Raw genomic sequence first — 14,366 nt, 5'->3', positions numbered from 1 at the left:
GGGGCCGCGCCGCCCGCCGCGCGCCGCCCCCCCCCCCCGCCGCGCTCTACGACGCCCCCCTCTCCGGCCGCTCCGCGGCCACCTCTCCCCCGCCTTGCGGGGGCGAGGAACCCAGGTCTTCAGAGGTCGGCAGGACAGGCCCCTTGTAACTCTGCATTTGCTGAAGCCGTCACGGAGCGGATGCAATGGGTGAGGGGCTTTCGCGCCGTGGTCGGCTATCGGCACCTCCTGAACAAAAACGCCGCGGTTAGAGCCGCGGCGCTTCGAAGTCGATCTCTCCTGGGTCGGAGCCTAGCTTGACGGCTGGGGTTCCATGCCGCCTTCGGGCTCGGGGCCCTTCTTGCGGCGTCCGGACTTCGGCACGGCCGAGCCGCGGCTCGGCGGTGTGTCGTCGCCGAGGTCGCGTGCGGGCTTATTGCCGGCGATCAGTTGCTTGATCTCCTCGCCGGACAGCGTCTCGTATTCGAGCAGGCCCTGCGCCAGCGCGATCCATTCCTTCTTTTTCTTGGTCAGGATGGACCTTGCCGTCGAATAGGCCTCGTCGATCAGCCGGCGCACTTCGGCGTCGATGATCTGCGCCGTCTCTTCCGAAATGTTCTGCGTGCGCGCCACCGAATGGCCGAGGAACACCTCCTCCTGGTTGTCGCCATAGGCGACATGGCCGAGCTTGTCGGAGAAGCCCCAGCGCGTCACCATGGCGCGCGCCAGCTTGGTCGCCTGCTCGATATCGGAGGAGGCGCCGGAGGTGATGTTCTCCTTGCCGAATTTGAACTCCTCGGCGACACGGCCGCCCATCATGATGGCGAGGCGCGAGATCATGTATTTGTAGCTCATCGAATAGCGGTCGCCTTCCGGCAGCTGCATGACCATGCCAAGTGCCCGGCCGCGCGGGATGATGGTCGCCTTGTGCAGCGGATCGGCCGACGGCACGTTGAGCGCCAGGATGGCGTGGCCGGCCTCGTGATAGGCGGTCAGCTCCTTCTCGGCCTGCGTCATCGCCGACGAGCGGCGCTCGGCGCCCATCATGATCTTGTCCTTGGCGTCCTCGAATTCGGCCATGGTGACGAGGCGCTTGTTGCGCCGCGCCGCCATCAGGGCGGATTCGTTGACCAGGTTCATCAGGTCGGCGCCGGAAAAGCCCGGCGTGCCGCGCGCGATCACCTTGAGGTCGACATTGGGCGCCAGCGGCACGTTGCGCACATGCACCTTCAGGATCTTCTCGCGGCCGACGATGTCGGGGTTCGGCACCACCACCTGGCGGTCGAAGCGGCCCGGCCTCAGCAGCGCCGGGTCGAGCACGTCTGGCCGGTTGGTGGCGGCGATCAGGATGATGCTTTCGTTGGATTCGAAGCCATCCATCTCGACCAGTAGCTGGTTCAGCGTCTGCTCGCGCTCGTCATTGCCGCCGCCGAGGCCGGCGCCGCGATGGCGGCCGACCGCGTCGATTTCGTCGATGAAGATGATGCAAGGCGCATTCTTCTTGGCCTGGTCGAACATATCGCGGACGCGGCTTGCGCCGACGCCGACGAACATCTCGACAAAGTCCGAGCCCGAAATGGTGAAGAACGGCACGTTGGCTTCACCGGCGACCGAGCGGGCGAGCAGCGTCTTGCCGGTTCCGGGAGGACCGACGAGCAGCACGCCGCGCGGGATCTTGCCGCCGAGCCGCTGGAATTTCTGCGGGTCGCGCAGGAACTCGACGATTTCTTCCAGATCTTCCTTGGCTTCGTCGACGCCGGCGACGTCCTGGAAGGTGACGCGGCCGTGCGCTTCGGTCAAAAGCTTGGCCTTCGACTTGCCGAAGCCCATGGCGCGGCCGGAACCGGACTGCATCTGGCGCATGAAGAATATCCAGACGCCGAGGATGAGGATCATCGGCAGCCAGGAGATCAGGGTACCGAACAGCGAATTGGAGCCGTCGGATTCAGGACGCGCATTGATGGTGACGTTCTTGTCCTGCAGCCGCGAAACCAGCGACGGATCCCCAGGCGAATAGGTCTGGAAGCCGTTGGAACTGTCCGTGTAGTTGCCGGAGATACGGGCGCCGGCGATGGTCACCGACTTGATCCGTCCCGCCGCGACTTCCTGCAGGAACTGCGAATAGGGGACATCGCTCGAGGCTCCACGCGTCTGCGGCGTCTGGAAAAGATTGAAGAGAGCGATGAGCAGGACCGCTATGATCGCCCAGAGCGCAAGGTTGCGATAATTCGGATTCATCAATTGTCCCGTTGGCGCCGCTGGGCGGACACGCGTCGTGAGAGGAAACTTGGCCCTAACATAGGGAGAGCGTTCCCCCTTGCCAAGCATAACAGCAGGTCTCAGTTAAGCTTTCGCCCGTGGTAGGCCGGCACTGTGGCCGCCGAATGGCGAGGCTGGAACCGGCGCCGCGCCAAGCAAGGCAGCGATGCCATCGGCCGGCGCCAGATCGAAGGACGGCAGGAAACGGGCGAAGGGCGCAACTGCCGGATATGCGGCGACCGCCGCCGGCATCGGGCTTTCCCCGGGCAAACCCGGGCCTTCCCCGAGCAGGCCAAGGCATTCGCCATCCCGCCACAGCGCCGGCTCGGCGGCCAAGGCGGCACGCACAAGGCTTGCCGGCGTGCCATGCCCGGCAATTGCCCGCTTTGCGGCAAGAGCCGCCCCGAGCGGTGCTACCAACGGCGGTGCGATCAACAATGCACCCGGACTGTCTCCCAATGTGATCCGTCTGCGGCCGTCCCAAAGGGCATTGTCGGAAACGTCGACAGCGGGTGGCAGATCGCGCAATTCGCGATGCAGAAAGATGCCGGCACGCCGGGCATCGATCACGGTCCGCGACAATGTGGCACAAAGCGACCCGGTGCGGAGCCGGCCGAAAAGGGCTTCGCTGCGGGCCTGGTCGGGAAGGAAGGCGGTGCCGCCGGTCGCCGCCAGCAGGATACGCAGCGCATAGATGGCCGCCCGGCTGTCGGCGGCCGTCGCAAAATCCCGATCGAGGCGGATGAGGCCGGCGGCCGGCCTGGAGACCAGGCTGCGGATCAGCATGGCCGCGCGATGTCCCAGCTGCTCACGCTCGGCCGCCGCCTTTCTGGCCAGTGCTATCGCTTCAGCCACGCGAGGCGCACCGTCGCCTTCGGCAAGTGCTGCGCGGACGCGCGGCCGCTCGAAACCGGTGTCGGCATTGGTCGGATCTTCGATCCAGGCAACCTGTTCACGCCGCAGGAATTCGCGCAGCTCAGCACGCCTTACGCCGAGCAGCGGCCGCACGATCCAGTGCCGCCACTCGTAGAGGGTTGCCGGCGCCATGCCGGCAAGGCCCCGCGGCTTCTCATCAGTTGGCAGCTCGTCACGTGCTTGCCGCATCAGCACGGTCTCGGCCTGGTCGTCGGCGGTGTGGCCGGTCAGGATCAGGCCGATGCCTTCCGCTTCGGCGGCCTCGGCGAGCAGCCGGTATCGCGCCTCGCGCGCGGCGGCGGGCAGGCCGGTCGATGGTTTGTGCCCCGACCAGGCGAGAATGCGATGGGCAATGCCGCGCGCCGCGCACAGCCTGGCCACTGCTTGCGCTTCCGCTGCCGCTTGCGGCCGCAATTGATGATCGATCGTCACCGCCAGCAATTTCGTTGCCGGCGCGGTACGGTCGAGATGGGCTTTGAGGAGGAGGAGAAGGGCGGTCGAATCGCTGCCGCCGGACACGGCCGCAACAGCGCCGTTGGAAAAGTCGATCCGCGAAAAATCCGAAAGGTCAGGCTCGGTGTCGAGCATCATGCATGTCGCCCAAAAGTGGGCCCGGTTTTGGGGCAACGACATGCAGCGGAACAACTAGCACGCCGCGAGCGCCCTTTCCTGCTTGACCCGCTCCTTGAGCGCGCCGGAAATATCGGGGTAGCGCTTGCCGATCTCGCTGAAAGTGGCACAGGCCACATCACGCTGCTTCAGCCCGACCAGTGAAACGCCGAGCTTCAGCAGCATGTCGGGCGCTTTCTTGGCCTTGGGATAGTCCTTGCTGGCAGCGAGGAAAATCTCGGCCGCATCGCGGTATTTCTGCTGGCCGAGCAGCGATTCACCGAGCCAGTAATGCGCGTCCGCCGCTTTGGCGTCCCTGGGAAAACGGGCGATGTGGTCGCGGAAACCCTGTTCGGCGGTGCTGTAGTCGCCCGACAGGATGAACTGGTAAGAATTGCGGTAAAGCTCCTCCGGATCGTTGGTCGAGGGGAGTGCCGCGACCACCGTATCGTCGGATTTGCCGGCCTTGTTGCCGACTGCGCTGGCGCCGTTGGCTGGGGCCGTATTCTGCTCCGGCGCGTTCGCCTGCGCATTGCCGTCGGCTTCGACGACATTGCCGTTTTTGTCGACGGTGATGGTGCCGAACGTCTTGGGCGGCGCGCCGGGGATCAGCTTGCCGGGATCGCTGTTGGGCGATTCGACGATGACGTCCTCGACGCTTTTGCCGCCGTCTGCCGCCTTGCCCGCATCGGCCGGAGCCGGCGTTGCCGGTGCCTCCGCCACGTTATTGTCGCCGTTGGGGCCGTCGCTGCCAGGCGCCGCCTCGGATTTCTTCTGCTCGGCCGGCTGCTGCGCGCCTTGCGGACCGCCTTCCAGCTGCTGGAAGCGGAATTCGTTGTCTTCCTGCTGCTTGCGGATCTGCTCCTGCATCTGCAGGACCTGGAAATTGAGTTCCTCGATCTTGCCGTTCATCTGCCGGAGCTGTTCCTCCAGCGCCGGAGTGCCGGTGCCGTCCTGTTGCGCGAACTGAACCTGATCCGGCTTTTTCTTTTCGCCGAAAATGCCGGGCAGTTTGATCGTCGGCAGATGGAAGGAAAAACCGCTGTCCGATGACTGCTCGGTGCCGTTTGCCCCGATACTGTCAGCAAGTGCCGCGATACTTGATACGAGCAGCAGCGCAAGCGTGCCGCTCAAGACCGATCTGAAATGCATGTGCCTCTCGCCGTGAAACCATTGTTGCGCGCCTCTCACTCGAAGTAAACCAGCCAACTGGGGACTAGCCAGACGCTCTCGGCTCTTAACAGGACGTGAGACTTCGGCCAAATTTTGTTTGGAGCGGGCAGATATGAAAAAGGCGGCCCTGCGGCCGCCTTTCGCACCAAGTGTTGCATTTTTGCCGATCAGGAGCCGGCGCCGCCCAGCGTGGTAACGGCGCGCCGGTTCTGCGACCAGCAGGAGATGTCGTCGCAAACCGCGACCGGACGCTCCTTGCCGTAGGAAATGGTCTTCAGGCGCTGCGCCGAAACGCCCTTGGCGACCAGGAAGTCGCGGGTGGCGGCAGCACGGCGGGCGCCGAGCGCCAGATTGTATTCGCGCGTGCCGCGCTCGTCGGCATGGCCTTCGATGACGATGGCATACTGCTTGTACTGGTTCAGCCACTGCGCCTGGCGCGACAGCGTCGTCTGCGCATCGGCGCGGATCGAGGACGAATCGGTGTCGAAGAAGATGCGGTCGCCGATGTTGACGGTGAAGTCCTGGGCCGAACCGGGCGTTGCCGCGCCGGCGCCGTTGAGGCCGAGATCGGCGGCGCTGTTCGGCGTCTTCTTCGAGGCGCAACCGGTGATCGCGAGCATCGCGACCAGCGCGATCATGACCGGGTTTGTGGTAAGTGCTGCGATACGGCCCATGCCGCCTCTCCTTCGCAATTCGAGTGATTTCATTGATCGTCCAGTAACCACGTTTGGGTTAACCGGCGCTCAAGAAACACGGTTAAAATTTGGTTTCGGCTGCCGTCCACAACCGTTCTGCCGAGGGCTACTCAAGGGCGACAATGAGCGCGGACCGTAGGCGGAAATGCGGCCAAAACATGAAAAAGAGGGAATTGAGGAACTGAAGAACTGAGGAATTGAAGAAAAGGAATTACGTCAGCTTCTCTCTGAGGCTCACGAGCATCCCATGGATTTGGGCATAAGATCGCTGCCAGGCGTCGAGTTGGGACTGCGTGATGTATTGAAGATCGAAGGCGTAAGATATCCACGTCTCCACTTCGCTGCATGACCCCACCGCCATCGAAACGAAGCGAGCGAATTCGGCTTTGGAATGGCTCTGCTTGCAAATCCCTCAGCTAAATTGGCGCAGATTGCCTTACTCGAGCGTCGCAATTGATCGGCAAGCGCGTATTGCTCAATTTTCGGAAAAGCAAGCGTGGCTCTATGCACCTCAAGAGAAACCGCGTAGGCGCGTTTGTAGACCTCCAGCTCCCTCGCACGCTCAACGTAGCGCCCCGGCTTCTCCATCTCCTCAGTTCTTCAGTTCTTCAATTCCTCTGTTCTTCTTCCGTCACTCCAGCAACGGCGACCAGGCCGGATCCGAGGCGAAGTTCGCCGTCGGGATCGACTGTTCGTTGCGGCCGGTGAGATCGACCGAAACAAGTTTTGGTCCACCATTGGAATCGCGGAAGAACATCAGCACCCGGCCGTTGGGTGCCCAGGTCGGCCCTTCCTGCTGAAAGCCGGTGGACAGGATGCGCTCACCCGAACCGTCGGTGCGCATGACGCCGATCTGGAATTCGCCGCCGGTCTGCTTGGTGAAGGCGATGAGATCGCCGCGCGGCGACCACACCGGCGTCGAATAGACGCCGTCGCCGAACGAGATTCGGGTCTGGCCCGAGCCGTCGGCGCCCATCACATAAATCTGCGCGCGGCCGCCGCGGTCCGAGGTGAACACCACCTTGCTGCCGTCAGGCGAGTAGGACGGTGAGGTGTCGATGGCGGTCGAATTGGTAAGCCTGGTTGTCGAGCGGCTTCTCAGATCCATGGCGAAGATGTTGGAATTGCCGTCGTCGCGCAGCAGGCTCATGATCACCTTCTGGCCGTCCGGCGAAAAGCGCGGCGCAAACGTCATGCCGGGGAAATTGCCGACCAGCTCGCGCTGCCCCGTCTCGATCTGCAAAAGGTACACCCGCGGCTGACCGCTCTCATAGGACATGTAGGTGATTTCCTGCCGGTTCGGCGAGAAGCGCGGCGTCAGCACGATCGATTTGCCGTTCGAGAGATAGCGGACGTTGGCGCCGTCCTGGTCCATGATGGCAAGCCGCTTCTTGCGCGCATTCTTGGCACCGGACTCGTCGATGAAGACGACGCGCGTGTCGAAATAGCCCTTCTCGCCGGTCAGCCGCTCGTAGATCGCGTCGGCGATGATATGGGCGACGCGCCTGGTATTGGCGTCGTTGGCGAAGAACTGTTCGCCCGACATCTGCTGGCCGGCGAAGGTGTCCCACAGCCGGTACTGGGCACGGATGCGGCCGTCTGCCTCCTTGCCAACGCTGCCGGTGACCAGAGCCTGGGCGTTGATCACCTTCCAGTCCTCGAAGCGCGGCGTGGCATCCGGGTTCGATATCTTTTCAATGAAAGCGCTTTTGTCGATCGGCGCGAACAGCCCGGAGCGTTTCAGGTCGGCACTGACGATGCCGGAAATCTCGGCGCCGAGCGCATCGCCGCCCTGGAAGTCCGTGATGGCGATCGGCAACGGCTCGACATTGCCCTTGTTGACGTTGAGCTCAACGAGCGCCCGCGCCGGCAGGGTGACGGCAACGGTCATACCCAGCGCCATCGCTGCGATCGTCAGGAGCGGCTTGAGGATGGATTTCATGTCTTCTCGCTTCTCTTCGCTGATTCTGTGGGAGCCGGGCCTAAAGACCGAGCATCTCCCTGGGGTCGAAAGTGACCCGAACGTCGGACCAGATGTCTTGCTTGCCCGCCGGAACCTGCAGGCCGGCCATGTCGCATTTCTGAACCGCGCGCACTGCACTTTCGTCAAACGGGCGGTTTCCGCTCGACTTTTCAACGCTCGGCCGGCCATCCAGCTTGCCGGAGGCGTCCAGATTAAACCGGACCACCACGACGAAATTCTCCGAACCCTCGAGCCCTGCCGGAAGCGTCCAACAACCGCCAAGCTGGGCCTCCAATGCCCCCTGCTCCGATTTCGAAAGCTTCTGGCCCTGATCCTTGTCGCCGCCGAGGGATGCTTGCTGGGTCGAGCGCTTGGCGCCGCCGCCGGACGGCTTCCGCTTGTCGAGCAGAGCCGAAATCTCGTCGGCGTTGAATTGCTTGTCGTCCGATTTCGGCCTGGACGAGGCTTCCTTGACCGGCTTGTCGGCATCCTTGCGCTCGGGCGCCTTGGCGCTTTCGGCCTGGGCCGGCTGCGGCTTCGGCCGAGCCTCGGGTGCTGGCGCCGAGTCCGGAAGCTGCGCCTCCTCGGTTGGCGGTTGCTTGGCAATCGCCTCGGCGACGGCGTCCGGCTTGACCTCGGGCTGCGGCTCGATCGCGGCAGTCTTGTCCTGCGGCGGCGTGGGCGTCGGCTCCTTGGCCGGGGTCGGCTTGGGTTCGGTCTGCTTGACAGGCTCGGGCTTGACCTCTTCCTTCGGCTGCGGCACCGGCGCCACCTCCGTAGCGGGAATAGGCTTCGGCTCTTCCTTCGGCTTCGGCACGTCCTCAGGCTTGGGCTTCTCGACCGGGGTCGGCGCGGGTGGCGGAGCCGCCGTCATGTCGACTGGCTGGGGCTTGGGCTCCGGTGTCGGGGGCTTGTCGGTGTCGACGCTGTTCTCGCCGACTTTCTGGGCATCGGGAACGATGTCGGGACGCTGTGTCGGCAGCGGCGCCGGCTTTTCGTGCATCACGGCCTTCTTGTCGCCTTGCAGGACCTGTGCCGTCGCTTCCATCGGCACGATCTCGACCGAAACCGATTCCGCATCGGACGCAGGCATCGCGGGGGGCGAGGACAACGTGAACAGCCCGAAGGCGATCGCCACCGTATGCAAGATCACCGATGTGGTGAGGCCGGTCCTCATCTTGCGTCTACTGATCCTGTTCCTGCAATGAAACCAGGCCGATATTCTTGTAGCCGGCAGCCGAGATGCGGGCCATCACCTTCATGGCCGTGCCGTAATCCGTCGCCTTGTCACCCCTGATGAAAATGCGCTCGTCATAGCCCGTCTTCGAGATCGCCTGCAGCTTGGCCACCAGCTCCTCGATCGGGATCTCGGTTTCCTGGAGGTAGATCTGACCGGCCGGGTTGATGGACACGGTTATAGGCTGCGTATCGGCGTTCATCGCCTTGGCCTGCGTATCCGGCAGGTCGATCGGCACGCCGACCGTCAGCAAGGGTGCTGCGACCATGAAGATGATCAGCAGCACCAGCATCACGTCGACCATCGGCGTGACGTTGATCTCCGATATCAAGGCGTGATGGCGGCCGCGCCGCCTGTGGCCGCGCCCGCCGCGTCCTCCACCACCTGCGCTTACGGACATTCCCATGATCGTTCCTCAGGCCTTCTGCGCGACTTTTTCATCGATTTGGCGCGAGAGTATGGCGGAGAACTCATCCGCGAAGCCTTCCATGCGCACGGCGATCTTGCTGGCGTCCGACGACAGCTTGTTATAGGCGATGACGGCGGGAATGGCGGCGAGCAGGCCGATGGCCGTCGCCAGCAGCGCTTCGGCGATGCCGGGCGCGACCACCGACAGGCTGGTGTTCTTCGAGGCGGCGATCGCCTGGAACGAGGTCATGATGCCGATAACCGTGCCGAACAGGCCGATGAAGGGCGCCGCCGAGCCGGTGGTGGCGAGAAAGCCGAGCCGCCCTTCCAGCTTTTCCATCTCGCGGGTCAGCGCCAGATCCATCGCCTTGTCGATGCGGGTCTGCAGGCCGAGCGGCGATTTCGCGCCCTTCTCGAAGCTCTTCTTCCATTCGCGCATGGCGGCGACGAAGATCGCACTCATGCCGGTCGTCTTGCGGTCAGCGAGCGTGCGGTAAAGTTCTTCCAGCGACTGTCCCGACCAGAACACCTGTTCGAAGCGATTGAGCGCCAGCCGCATGCGGGCATAGGCGACGAGCTTGTCGACGATGATCGCCCAGGTCCAGATCGAGGCGCAGAGCAAGCCGATCATGACCAGCTTGACCACCCAACCGGCCTGCATGAACAAGGCCCAAATCGATAAATGCGCGCCCGGGTCGGCGAGAGCGATGTTTTCCATGTTACGTCCTTAAAGATTTTCCGGGCGTGGCTGGCGGCTGGCCCATGGGCATCCCTTGTGGTCCGTTCGCGTTAAGCTTGCGGAATAACCCCAAATGCACCGTTGGCGGCCTTTTCAGGGCAAATATTGGTGAAAGGAAGGCGCTTGGATTCTTCCAATCTTAACCAATCCCTTCATGGACCGTTATGGTTAAGGATGGGTTAGGACGTACAGCGCGGCGCATTGCCGCGCCCCGACGAGCCGCCCGGTGATCCTGGCCCGGACGGGAGCTCCGGGATCGTTGCCTCTGAACCTTTATTTGCGCGTTCTGGGCATGAAGGCTGCGATCCAGTCCTTGGGAAAGCGCCGTGGCCGTCCGTTCTCGCCGACGATCGCCGCTTCGACCCGCGCCTCGACCAGCACTTCGCTGCCGCGTTTCAACTGCTGCGCCATGACGATGCGGGCGCCGGAAATGTCTTCGGTGCGCGTATCGATGGTCAGGATGTCGTCCATGCGGGCCGAACCGCGGAAGTCGATCTCCATGCGCCGCACCACCCAGACTATTTTCCCGCCATGCTTGCCATCGGCAAGCTCGGTGTGGTGGACGCCGGCCAGCCGCAGATAGTCGGAACGGCCGCGCTCGAAGAATTCGAGATAGCGCGCGTGGTAGACGACGCCGGAGAAATCGGTGTCGGCATAATAGACCCGCGCCATCAATCGATGGCCGAATTCCGTCAGCGCGCCAGAAAGCCCGGCGGACAATGCCGATTCACCATGATCGTCCATTGCGCTGTCCTTTTGGTCCCGACGGGCCCTGTTTCAAGCAACACCTGTTTTGCGCATAGACCGGCGATGATCAAGACCTGGAGGGCTGGGCCGGGACTGCCAGCACCGAAGCCATAAGCAGCGGAACTTACGGTTCTTCCTGGAACAGGCTGATCTGCTGCTGCGCTAGGTCCTTCGGCGCGTCGAGGCCGAGATGCCGCCAGGCATTGGCCGCCAGCACGCGGCCGCGCGGGGTGCGCATAATGAAGCCTTGCTGGATCAGAAAGGGCTCGATGATGTCCTCGATGGCATCGCGTGGCTCGGAAAGCCCGGCAGCGATGGTCTCGATGCCGACCGGCCCGCCGCCGAAATTCCGGGCGATCATCTGGAGATAACGGCGGTCGAGCGCGTCGAGGCCGAGCCCGTCGACCTCCAGCCGCGTCAGCGCCTCATCGGCGATCTTGCGGTCGACATGGCCGTCGCCGGCAACGCTGGCGAAGTCGCGCACCCGGCGCAACAGCCGGCCGGCGATACGCGGCGTTCCGCGCGCCCGCCGGGCGATCTCCAAAGCACCGTCGTCGCCTAGCGGCATGGCAAGGATGCGGGCGCCGCGCCGCACGATCTGCTCGAGTTCCTCGACGGAATAGAAATTGAGCCTGACCGGAATGCCGAAGCGGTCGCGCAGCGGGTTGGTCAACAGGCCGAGCCGGGTGGTGGCGGCGACGAGCGTGAAGCGGGCAAGGTCGATCTTGACCGAGCGCGCCGCTGGCCCCTCGCCGATGATCAGGTCGAGCTGGAAATCCTCCATCGCCGGATAGAGGATTTCCTCGACCGCCGGGTTGAGCCGGTGGATCTCGTCGATGAACAGCACGTCGCGGTCTTCGAGGTTGGTGAGCAGCGCCGCCAGATCACCGGCCTTGGCGATGACCGGACCCGAGGTCGAGCGGAAATTGACACCGAGCTCGCGCGCCATGATTTGCGCCAGCGTCGTCTTGCCGAGGCCGGGCGGGCCGACGAACAGGACATGGTCGAGTGCTTCGCTGCGGCCCTTGGCGGCCTCGATGAAGACTTTGAGATTGGCCCGCACCGCCGCCTGGCCGACGAAGTCGCCAAGCGTCTGCGGCCGCAAGGTCTGCTCGGCGTCCTCGCCGCGTCTGTCGGGAGCAATGAGGCGTGGCGAAAGGCTCATTCGCATACCGCTCGAAGGAAAAAGTTCGTATCGACACGGATCAAGGTCACCCGGCACCCTCGCGTTCGCCGTCTTGCTCTTCGCCAACAACATGGCGGCCTACTGCATCTCTTACCACCGCGTCGATCTGTTCCAGCGTAACAGGCCCGTCAGGTGGATCACCTAGAAGTCCAGCGAGGTCGGCAAATTCGAGATTGCGCGGCGTTCCTATCAGGAGACCATCCACGACCGTCCAGGCAACAGTATCGCCTGACTTGAGCGACAACTCGTTCCGGACTTTCTTTGGAATCGTAAGCTGCCCCCTGGAGGTCAAGCCCGCATATCCGACCATGCTCTTGTTCCTAGTCGGAATTTATTTGTCGGGCAACGTCTCACCGTGCCAGCTCCTTCAGCCCGAAGCGGATCAGCTTCGACGCGTCCGCCTCCTCGCCTGCCGTCTTCAGCGCCGCCGCCACCGCATTGGCGGCCGTGTCGCGCGAATAGCCGAGATTGACGAGCGCCGAGACGGCGTCGGTGATCGGCGCCGGGGCAACGCCTTCGCCGAGCTCCTGCTTCAGGCCGATGGTGCCGGAGGCAGTGCCCGCATAGGCCGGCGCCTTGTTCTTCAATTCGGTGACGATGCGCTCGGCGACTTTCTTGCCGACGCCAGGCGCGCGGCTGACCATGGCGATGTCGCGCAGCGCAATCGCATTGGCGAGGTCGGCTGGGGCCAGCGTCGACAGGATGGCCAGCGCCACCTTGGCGCCGACGCCCTGCACATTGTTCATCAACAGCCGGAACCATTCGCGTTCCAGCACCGACTGGAAGCCATAGAGCCGCAGCATGTCCTCGCGCACATAGGTCTCGATGAACAGCACCACCGCCTCGCCCGGCTGCGGCAATGCCGCAAGCGTGCGCGCCGAACAATAGGCGACATAGCCGACGCCATGCACGTCGACGATGCAGAAATCCTCGTCGACTTCGTCCAGCGTGCCTTTTAGCTTGCCGATCATTTGCGCTTGCCGATCATGCCGGGTGGGTTTCCGGAGAGATGATATCGAGGTCCGGGAAATAGCTGCGATAGCGCGCGGCATCGCGCGTCAGCAGGCGATGCCCGGCGACAACTGCATGGGCTCCAATAAAGAAATCCGGCAGCGTTCGTTCGCGAATGCCGCCGGCGCGGCGATAGCGGGAATGCGTGACACCGGCGAGGAAGGCTGCTTCCCACGGAAGGAATTCACGCTCGATCTTGAGCATGCCGGCTGCTTGGCGAAGGGCCTGTTCGGTCGCAATCAGCGGCGCGAGTTCGGACCAGACGATTGTGTTGATGACAAGCGCGCCGTCGCGCCGGCATGCGGTGATCGCTGACGTCGACCATTTCGTCCCCCGTCCGGCAGGACCCCAAACGTCGATCAGGACATTTGTGTCAATCAATGTCGAGATCTTCACGCGGCCCCCTCAGCCATTCCATATATTCGTCCGTCGTCATGCCCCCGAGATCCAGCGTACCGGCCATACGATCGAGCATCTGGATGAATTTGCGCGAGGCTTCCGCCTCCGACATGTTTTCGTTGACCGCAATCACCCGAGCGCCGTCCTCGGTGGGAACGAACTCCACCTCCGAACCTGGGCCGATACCCAGATGATCTCGTATCTCCTTCGGGATGGTCACCTGGCCTTTGGTGGTAACACGCATGGTAATACCTCGTCGGTATTACTTATTATCAGCCGAAGAACAAGTCAAGAACAACTTATCCGGCCAGCGCCGCCATCCTGTAGGCGATGCTCTGCCGGTGATGCGCATGGCAGATGGCAATGGCCAGCGCGTCGGCGGCATCGTCGGTGTCGAAGGTCGCCTTCGGCATCAGCACCTTGACCATCATGTGGATCTGCTTCTTGTCGCCATGGCCGACGCCGATCACCGCCTTTTTGACGGCGTTTGGCGCATATTCGGCAACGACGAGGCCGGCACGCGCCGGCACCAGCATGGCGATACCGCGTGCCTGGCCGAGTTTGAGCGTCGCCGCGGCATCCTTGTTGACGAAGGTCTGCTCGACCGCCGCCTCGTGCGGCATCGCGGCATGCAGAACCTCGGCGAGCCCGTCATACAATTGGCAAAGACGTACTGCCAGCGCCGCCTTGTCGTCGGACCGCACGGTGCCGGAAGCGACGAAACGCAGCGAATTTCCGAGGCTTTCGACGATGCCCCAACCAGTGCGCCTCAGCCCCGGATCGATGCCGATGATGCGAATCGCTTCCCCCATCCGCCAAGTTTACCCTTGGCTAGGGGAGCGATGCCAGCGAAATGTGAACAAACCAGAAACGATGGCTCGTCATGTCCAGAGAGCCTCTGGGACCGTTTCGAAAGTCGCTCCGGCGAGTCATATGGTGGTGGTTTCGAGAACCGGAGCGCAGCGGACATTTGGGTCCGTGTTGGGGTGGACGGCCCCCGACGGCATCGTGATGTGCCAGAATGAGGTCGTTGCAGATCTCAATCA

At 63.3% G+C, this 14,366-nt stretch carries 16 protein-coding genes and 1 pseudogene; all 17 read right to left on the bottom strand.

The window, feature by feature from the left end; genetic code table 11:
• Positions 1 to 291: 291 nt before the first annotated feature.
• Positions 292 to 2,217: an ATP-dependent zinc metalloprotease FtsH gene (gene ftsH, locus AC0L2X_RS31840; RefSeq protein ID WP_023677989.1), complete on the bottom strand. Its 1,926-nt coding sequence runs from the start codon at positions 2,215 to 2,217 to the stop codon at positions 292 to 294.
• 105 nt (positions 2,218 to 2,322) lie between these two features.
• Positions 2,323 to 3,741 (bottom strand): tRNA lysidine(34) synthetase TilS, encoded by a 1,419-nt coding sequence (tilS, locus tag AC0L2X_RS31835; protein WP_473562234.1) that lies wholly within the window; start codon positions 3,739 to 3,741, stop codon positions 2,323 to 2,325.
• Between the two features lie 57 nt (positions 3,742 to 3,798).
• Positions 3,799 to 4,914, bottom strand: coding sequence for a tol-pal system protein YbgF (gene ybgF / locus AC0L2X_RS31830; RefSeq protein ID WP_473601134.1), 1,116 nt, complete (start codon positions 4,912 to 4,914; stop codon positions 3,799 to 3,801).
• Between the two features lie 188 nt (positions 4,915 to 5,102).
• Positions 5,103 to 5,609, bottom strand: a complete 507-nt coding sequence (gene pal / locus AC0L2X_RS31825) for a peptidoglycan-associated lipoprotein Pal (RefSeq protein WP_023677992.1) — start codon at positions 5,607 to 5,609, stop codon at positions 5,103 to 5,105.
• 232 nt (positions 5,610 to 5,841) lie between these two features.
• On the bottom strand, positions 5,842 to 5,991 hold the full coding sequence (locus tag AC0L2X_RS31820; protein ID WP_473601133.1) for a four helix bundle protein: 150 nt from the start codon (positions 5,989 to 5,991) through the stop codon (positions 5,842 to 5,844).
• Between the two features lie 101 nt (positions 5,992 to 6,092).
• Positions 6,093 to 6,218: pseudogene (locus AC0L2X_RS31815) on the bottom strand (four helix bundle protein); the annotation flags it as partial.
• A 43-nt stretch (positions 6,219 to 6,261) separates the two neighbouring features.
• Positions 6,262 to 7,572, bottom strand: a complete 1,311-nt coding sequence (tolB, locus tag AC0L2X_RS31810) for a Tol-Pal system beta propeller repeat protein TolB (protein WP_023677994.1) — start codon at positions 7,570 to 7,572, stop codon at positions 6,262 to 6,264.
• A gap of 40 nt (positions 7,573 to 7,612) precedes the next feature.
• On the bottom strand, positions 7,613 to 8,770 hold the full coding sequence (locus tag AC0L2X_RS31805; RefSeq protein ID WP_473601132.1) for an energy transducer TonB family protein: 1,158 nt from the start codon (positions 8,768 to 8,770) through the stop codon (positions 7,613 to 7,615).
• Between the two features lie 7 nt (positions 8,771 to 8,777).
• Positions 8,778 to 9,236, bottom strand: coding sequence for a protein TolR (gene tolR, locus AC0L2X_RS31800; RefSeq protein WP_254816466.1), 459 nt, complete (start codon positions 9,234 to 9,236; stop codon positions 8,778 to 8,780).
• Between the two features lie 9 nt (positions 9,237 to 9,245).
• The gene (gene tolQ / locus AC0L2X_RS31795; RefSeq protein ID WP_352489260.1) at positions 9,246 to 9,956 is read right to left on the bottom strand and encodes a protein TolQ; all 711 of its coding nucleotides are present in this window, start codon (positions 9,954 to 9,956) and stop codon (positions 9,246 to 9,248) included.
• A 294-nt stretch (positions 9,957 to 10,250) separates the two neighbouring features.
• A complete protein-coding gene (ybgC, locus tag AC0L2X_RS31790) occupies positions 10,251 to 10,721 on the bottom strand; it encodes a tol-pal system-associated acyl-CoA thioesterase (protein ID WP_473601131.1) in 471 nt (156 codons plus the stop codon).
• 127 nt (positions 10,722 to 10,848) lie between these two features.
• Positions 10,849 to 11,889, bottom strand: coding sequence for a Holliday junction branch migration DNA helicase RuvB (gene ruvB, locus AC0L2X_RS31785; protein ID WP_352489258.1), 1,041 nt, complete (start codon positions 11,887 to 11,889; stop codon positions 10,849 to 10,851).
• A gap of 46 nt (positions 11,890 to 11,935) precedes the next feature.
• Complete coding sequence (locus AC0L2X_RS31780; RefSeq protein ID WP_473601130.1) at positions 11,936 to 12,220, bottom strand: AbrB/MazE/SpoVT family DNA-binding domain-containing protein; 285 nt, start codon at positions 12,218 to 12,220, stop codon at positions 11,936 to 11,938.
• A gap of 40 nt (positions 12,221 to 12,260) precedes the next feature.
• Positions 12,261 to 12,881, bottom strand: coding sequence for a Holliday junction branch migration protein RuvA (ruvA, locus tag AC0L2X_RS31775; protein ID WP_473601129.1), 621 nt, complete (start codon positions 12,879 to 12,881; stop codon positions 12,261 to 12,263).
• Positions 12,882 to 12,894: 13 nt separating this feature from the next.
• Positions 12,895 to 13,317: a type II toxin-antitoxin system VapC family toxin gene (locus AC0L2X_RS31770; RefSeq protein WP_473601128.1), complete on the bottom strand. Its 423-nt coding sequence runs from the start codon at positions 13,315 to 13,317 to the stop codon at positions 12,895 to 12,897.
• Positions 13,295 to 13,564, bottom strand: coding sequence for an AbrB/MazE/SpoVT family DNA-binding domain-containing protein (locus AC0L2X_RS31765; protein ID WP_473601127.1), 270 nt, complete (start codon positions 13,562 to 13,564; stop codon positions 13,295 to 13,297). Before AC0L2X_RS31765 ends, AC0L2X_RS31770 begins: the two co-directional genes overlap by 23 nt.
• A 55-nt stretch (positions 13,565 to 13,619) precedes the next feature.
• Positions 13,620 to 14,132: a crossover junction endodeoxyribonuclease RuvC gene (ruvC, locus tag AC0L2X_RS31760; protein ID WP_473601126.1), complete on the bottom strand. Its 513-nt coding sequence runs from the start codon at positions 14,130 to 14,132 to the stop codon at positions 13,620 to 13,622.
• Between the last annotated feature and the right edge of the window lie 234 nt (positions 14,133 to 14,366).

It is taken from the genome of Mesorhizobium sp. WSM4828 (genome assembly GCF_055811175.1).
Note: the sequence above shows the minus strand (reverse complement) of the source record. Positions and strands in the feature narration are given on the sequence as shown.

What these genes read in the sequence shown, in the direction of transcription:
- ruvC (WP_473601126.1), bottom strand. Translation starts at nt 14,132, where the DNA reads ATGGGGGAAGCGATTCGCATCATCGGCATCGATCCGGGGCTGAGGCGC.
- ruvA (WP_473601129.1), bottom strand. Translation starts at nt 12,881, where the DNA reads ATGATCGGCAAGCTAAAAGGCACGCTGGACGAAGTCGACGAGGATTTC.
- ruvB (WP_352489258.1), bottom strand. Translation starts at nt 11,889, where the DNA reads ATGAGCCTTTCGCCACGCCTCATTGCTCCCGACAGACGCGGCGAGGAC.
- ybgC (WP_473601131.1), bottom strand. Translation starts at nt 10,721, where the DNA reads ATGGACGATCATGGTGAATCGGCATTGTCCGCCGGGCTTTCTGGCGCG.
- AC0L2X_RS31820 (WP_473601133.1), bottom strand. Translation starts at nt 5,991, where the DNA reads ATGGCGGTGGGGTCATGCAGCGAAGTGGAGACGTGGATATCTTACGCC.
- tolB (WP_023677994.1), bottom strand. Translation starts at nt 7,572, where the DNA reads ATGAAATCCATCCTCAAGCCGCTCCTGACGATCGCAGCGATGGCGCTG.
- ftsH (WP_023677989.1), bottom strand. Translation starts at nt 2,217, where the DNA reads ATGAATCCGAATTATCGCAACCTTGCGCTCTGGGCGATCATAGCGGTC.
- ybgF (WP_473601134.1), bottom strand. Translation starts at nt 4,914, where the DNA reads ATGCATTTCAGATCGGTCTTGAGCGGCACGCTTGCGCTGCTGCTCGTA.
- tolR (WP_254816466.1), bottom strand. Translation starts at nt 9,236, where the DNA reads ATGGGAATGTCCGTAAGCGCAGGTGGTGGAGGACGCGGCGGGCGCGGC.
- pal (WP_023677992.1), bottom strand. Translation starts at nt 5,609, where the DNA reads ATGGGCCGTATCGCAGCACTTACCACAAACCCGGTCATGATCGCGCTG.
- AC0L2X_RS31780 (WP_473601130.1), bottom strand. Translation starts at nt 12,220, where the DNA reads ATGGTCGGATATGCGGGCTTGACCTCCAGGGGGCAGCTTACGATTCCA.
- AC0L2X_RS31765 (WP_473601127.1), bottom strand. Translation starts at nt 13,564, where the DNA reads ATGCGTGTTACCACCAAAGGCCAGGTGACCATCCCGAAGGAGATACGA.
- tolQ (WP_352489260.1), bottom strand. Translation starts at nt 9,956, where the DNA reads ATGGAAAACATCGCTCTCGCCGACCCGGGCGCGCATTTATCGATTTGG.
- AC0L2X_RS31805 (WP_473601132.1), bottom strand. Translation starts at nt 8,770, where the DNA reads ATGAGGACCGGCCTCACCACATCGGTGATCTTGCATACGGTGGCGATC.
- tilS (WP_473562234.1), bottom strand. Translation starts at nt 3,741, where the DNA reads ATGCTCGACACCGAGCCTGACCTTTCGGATTTTTCGCGGATCGACTTT.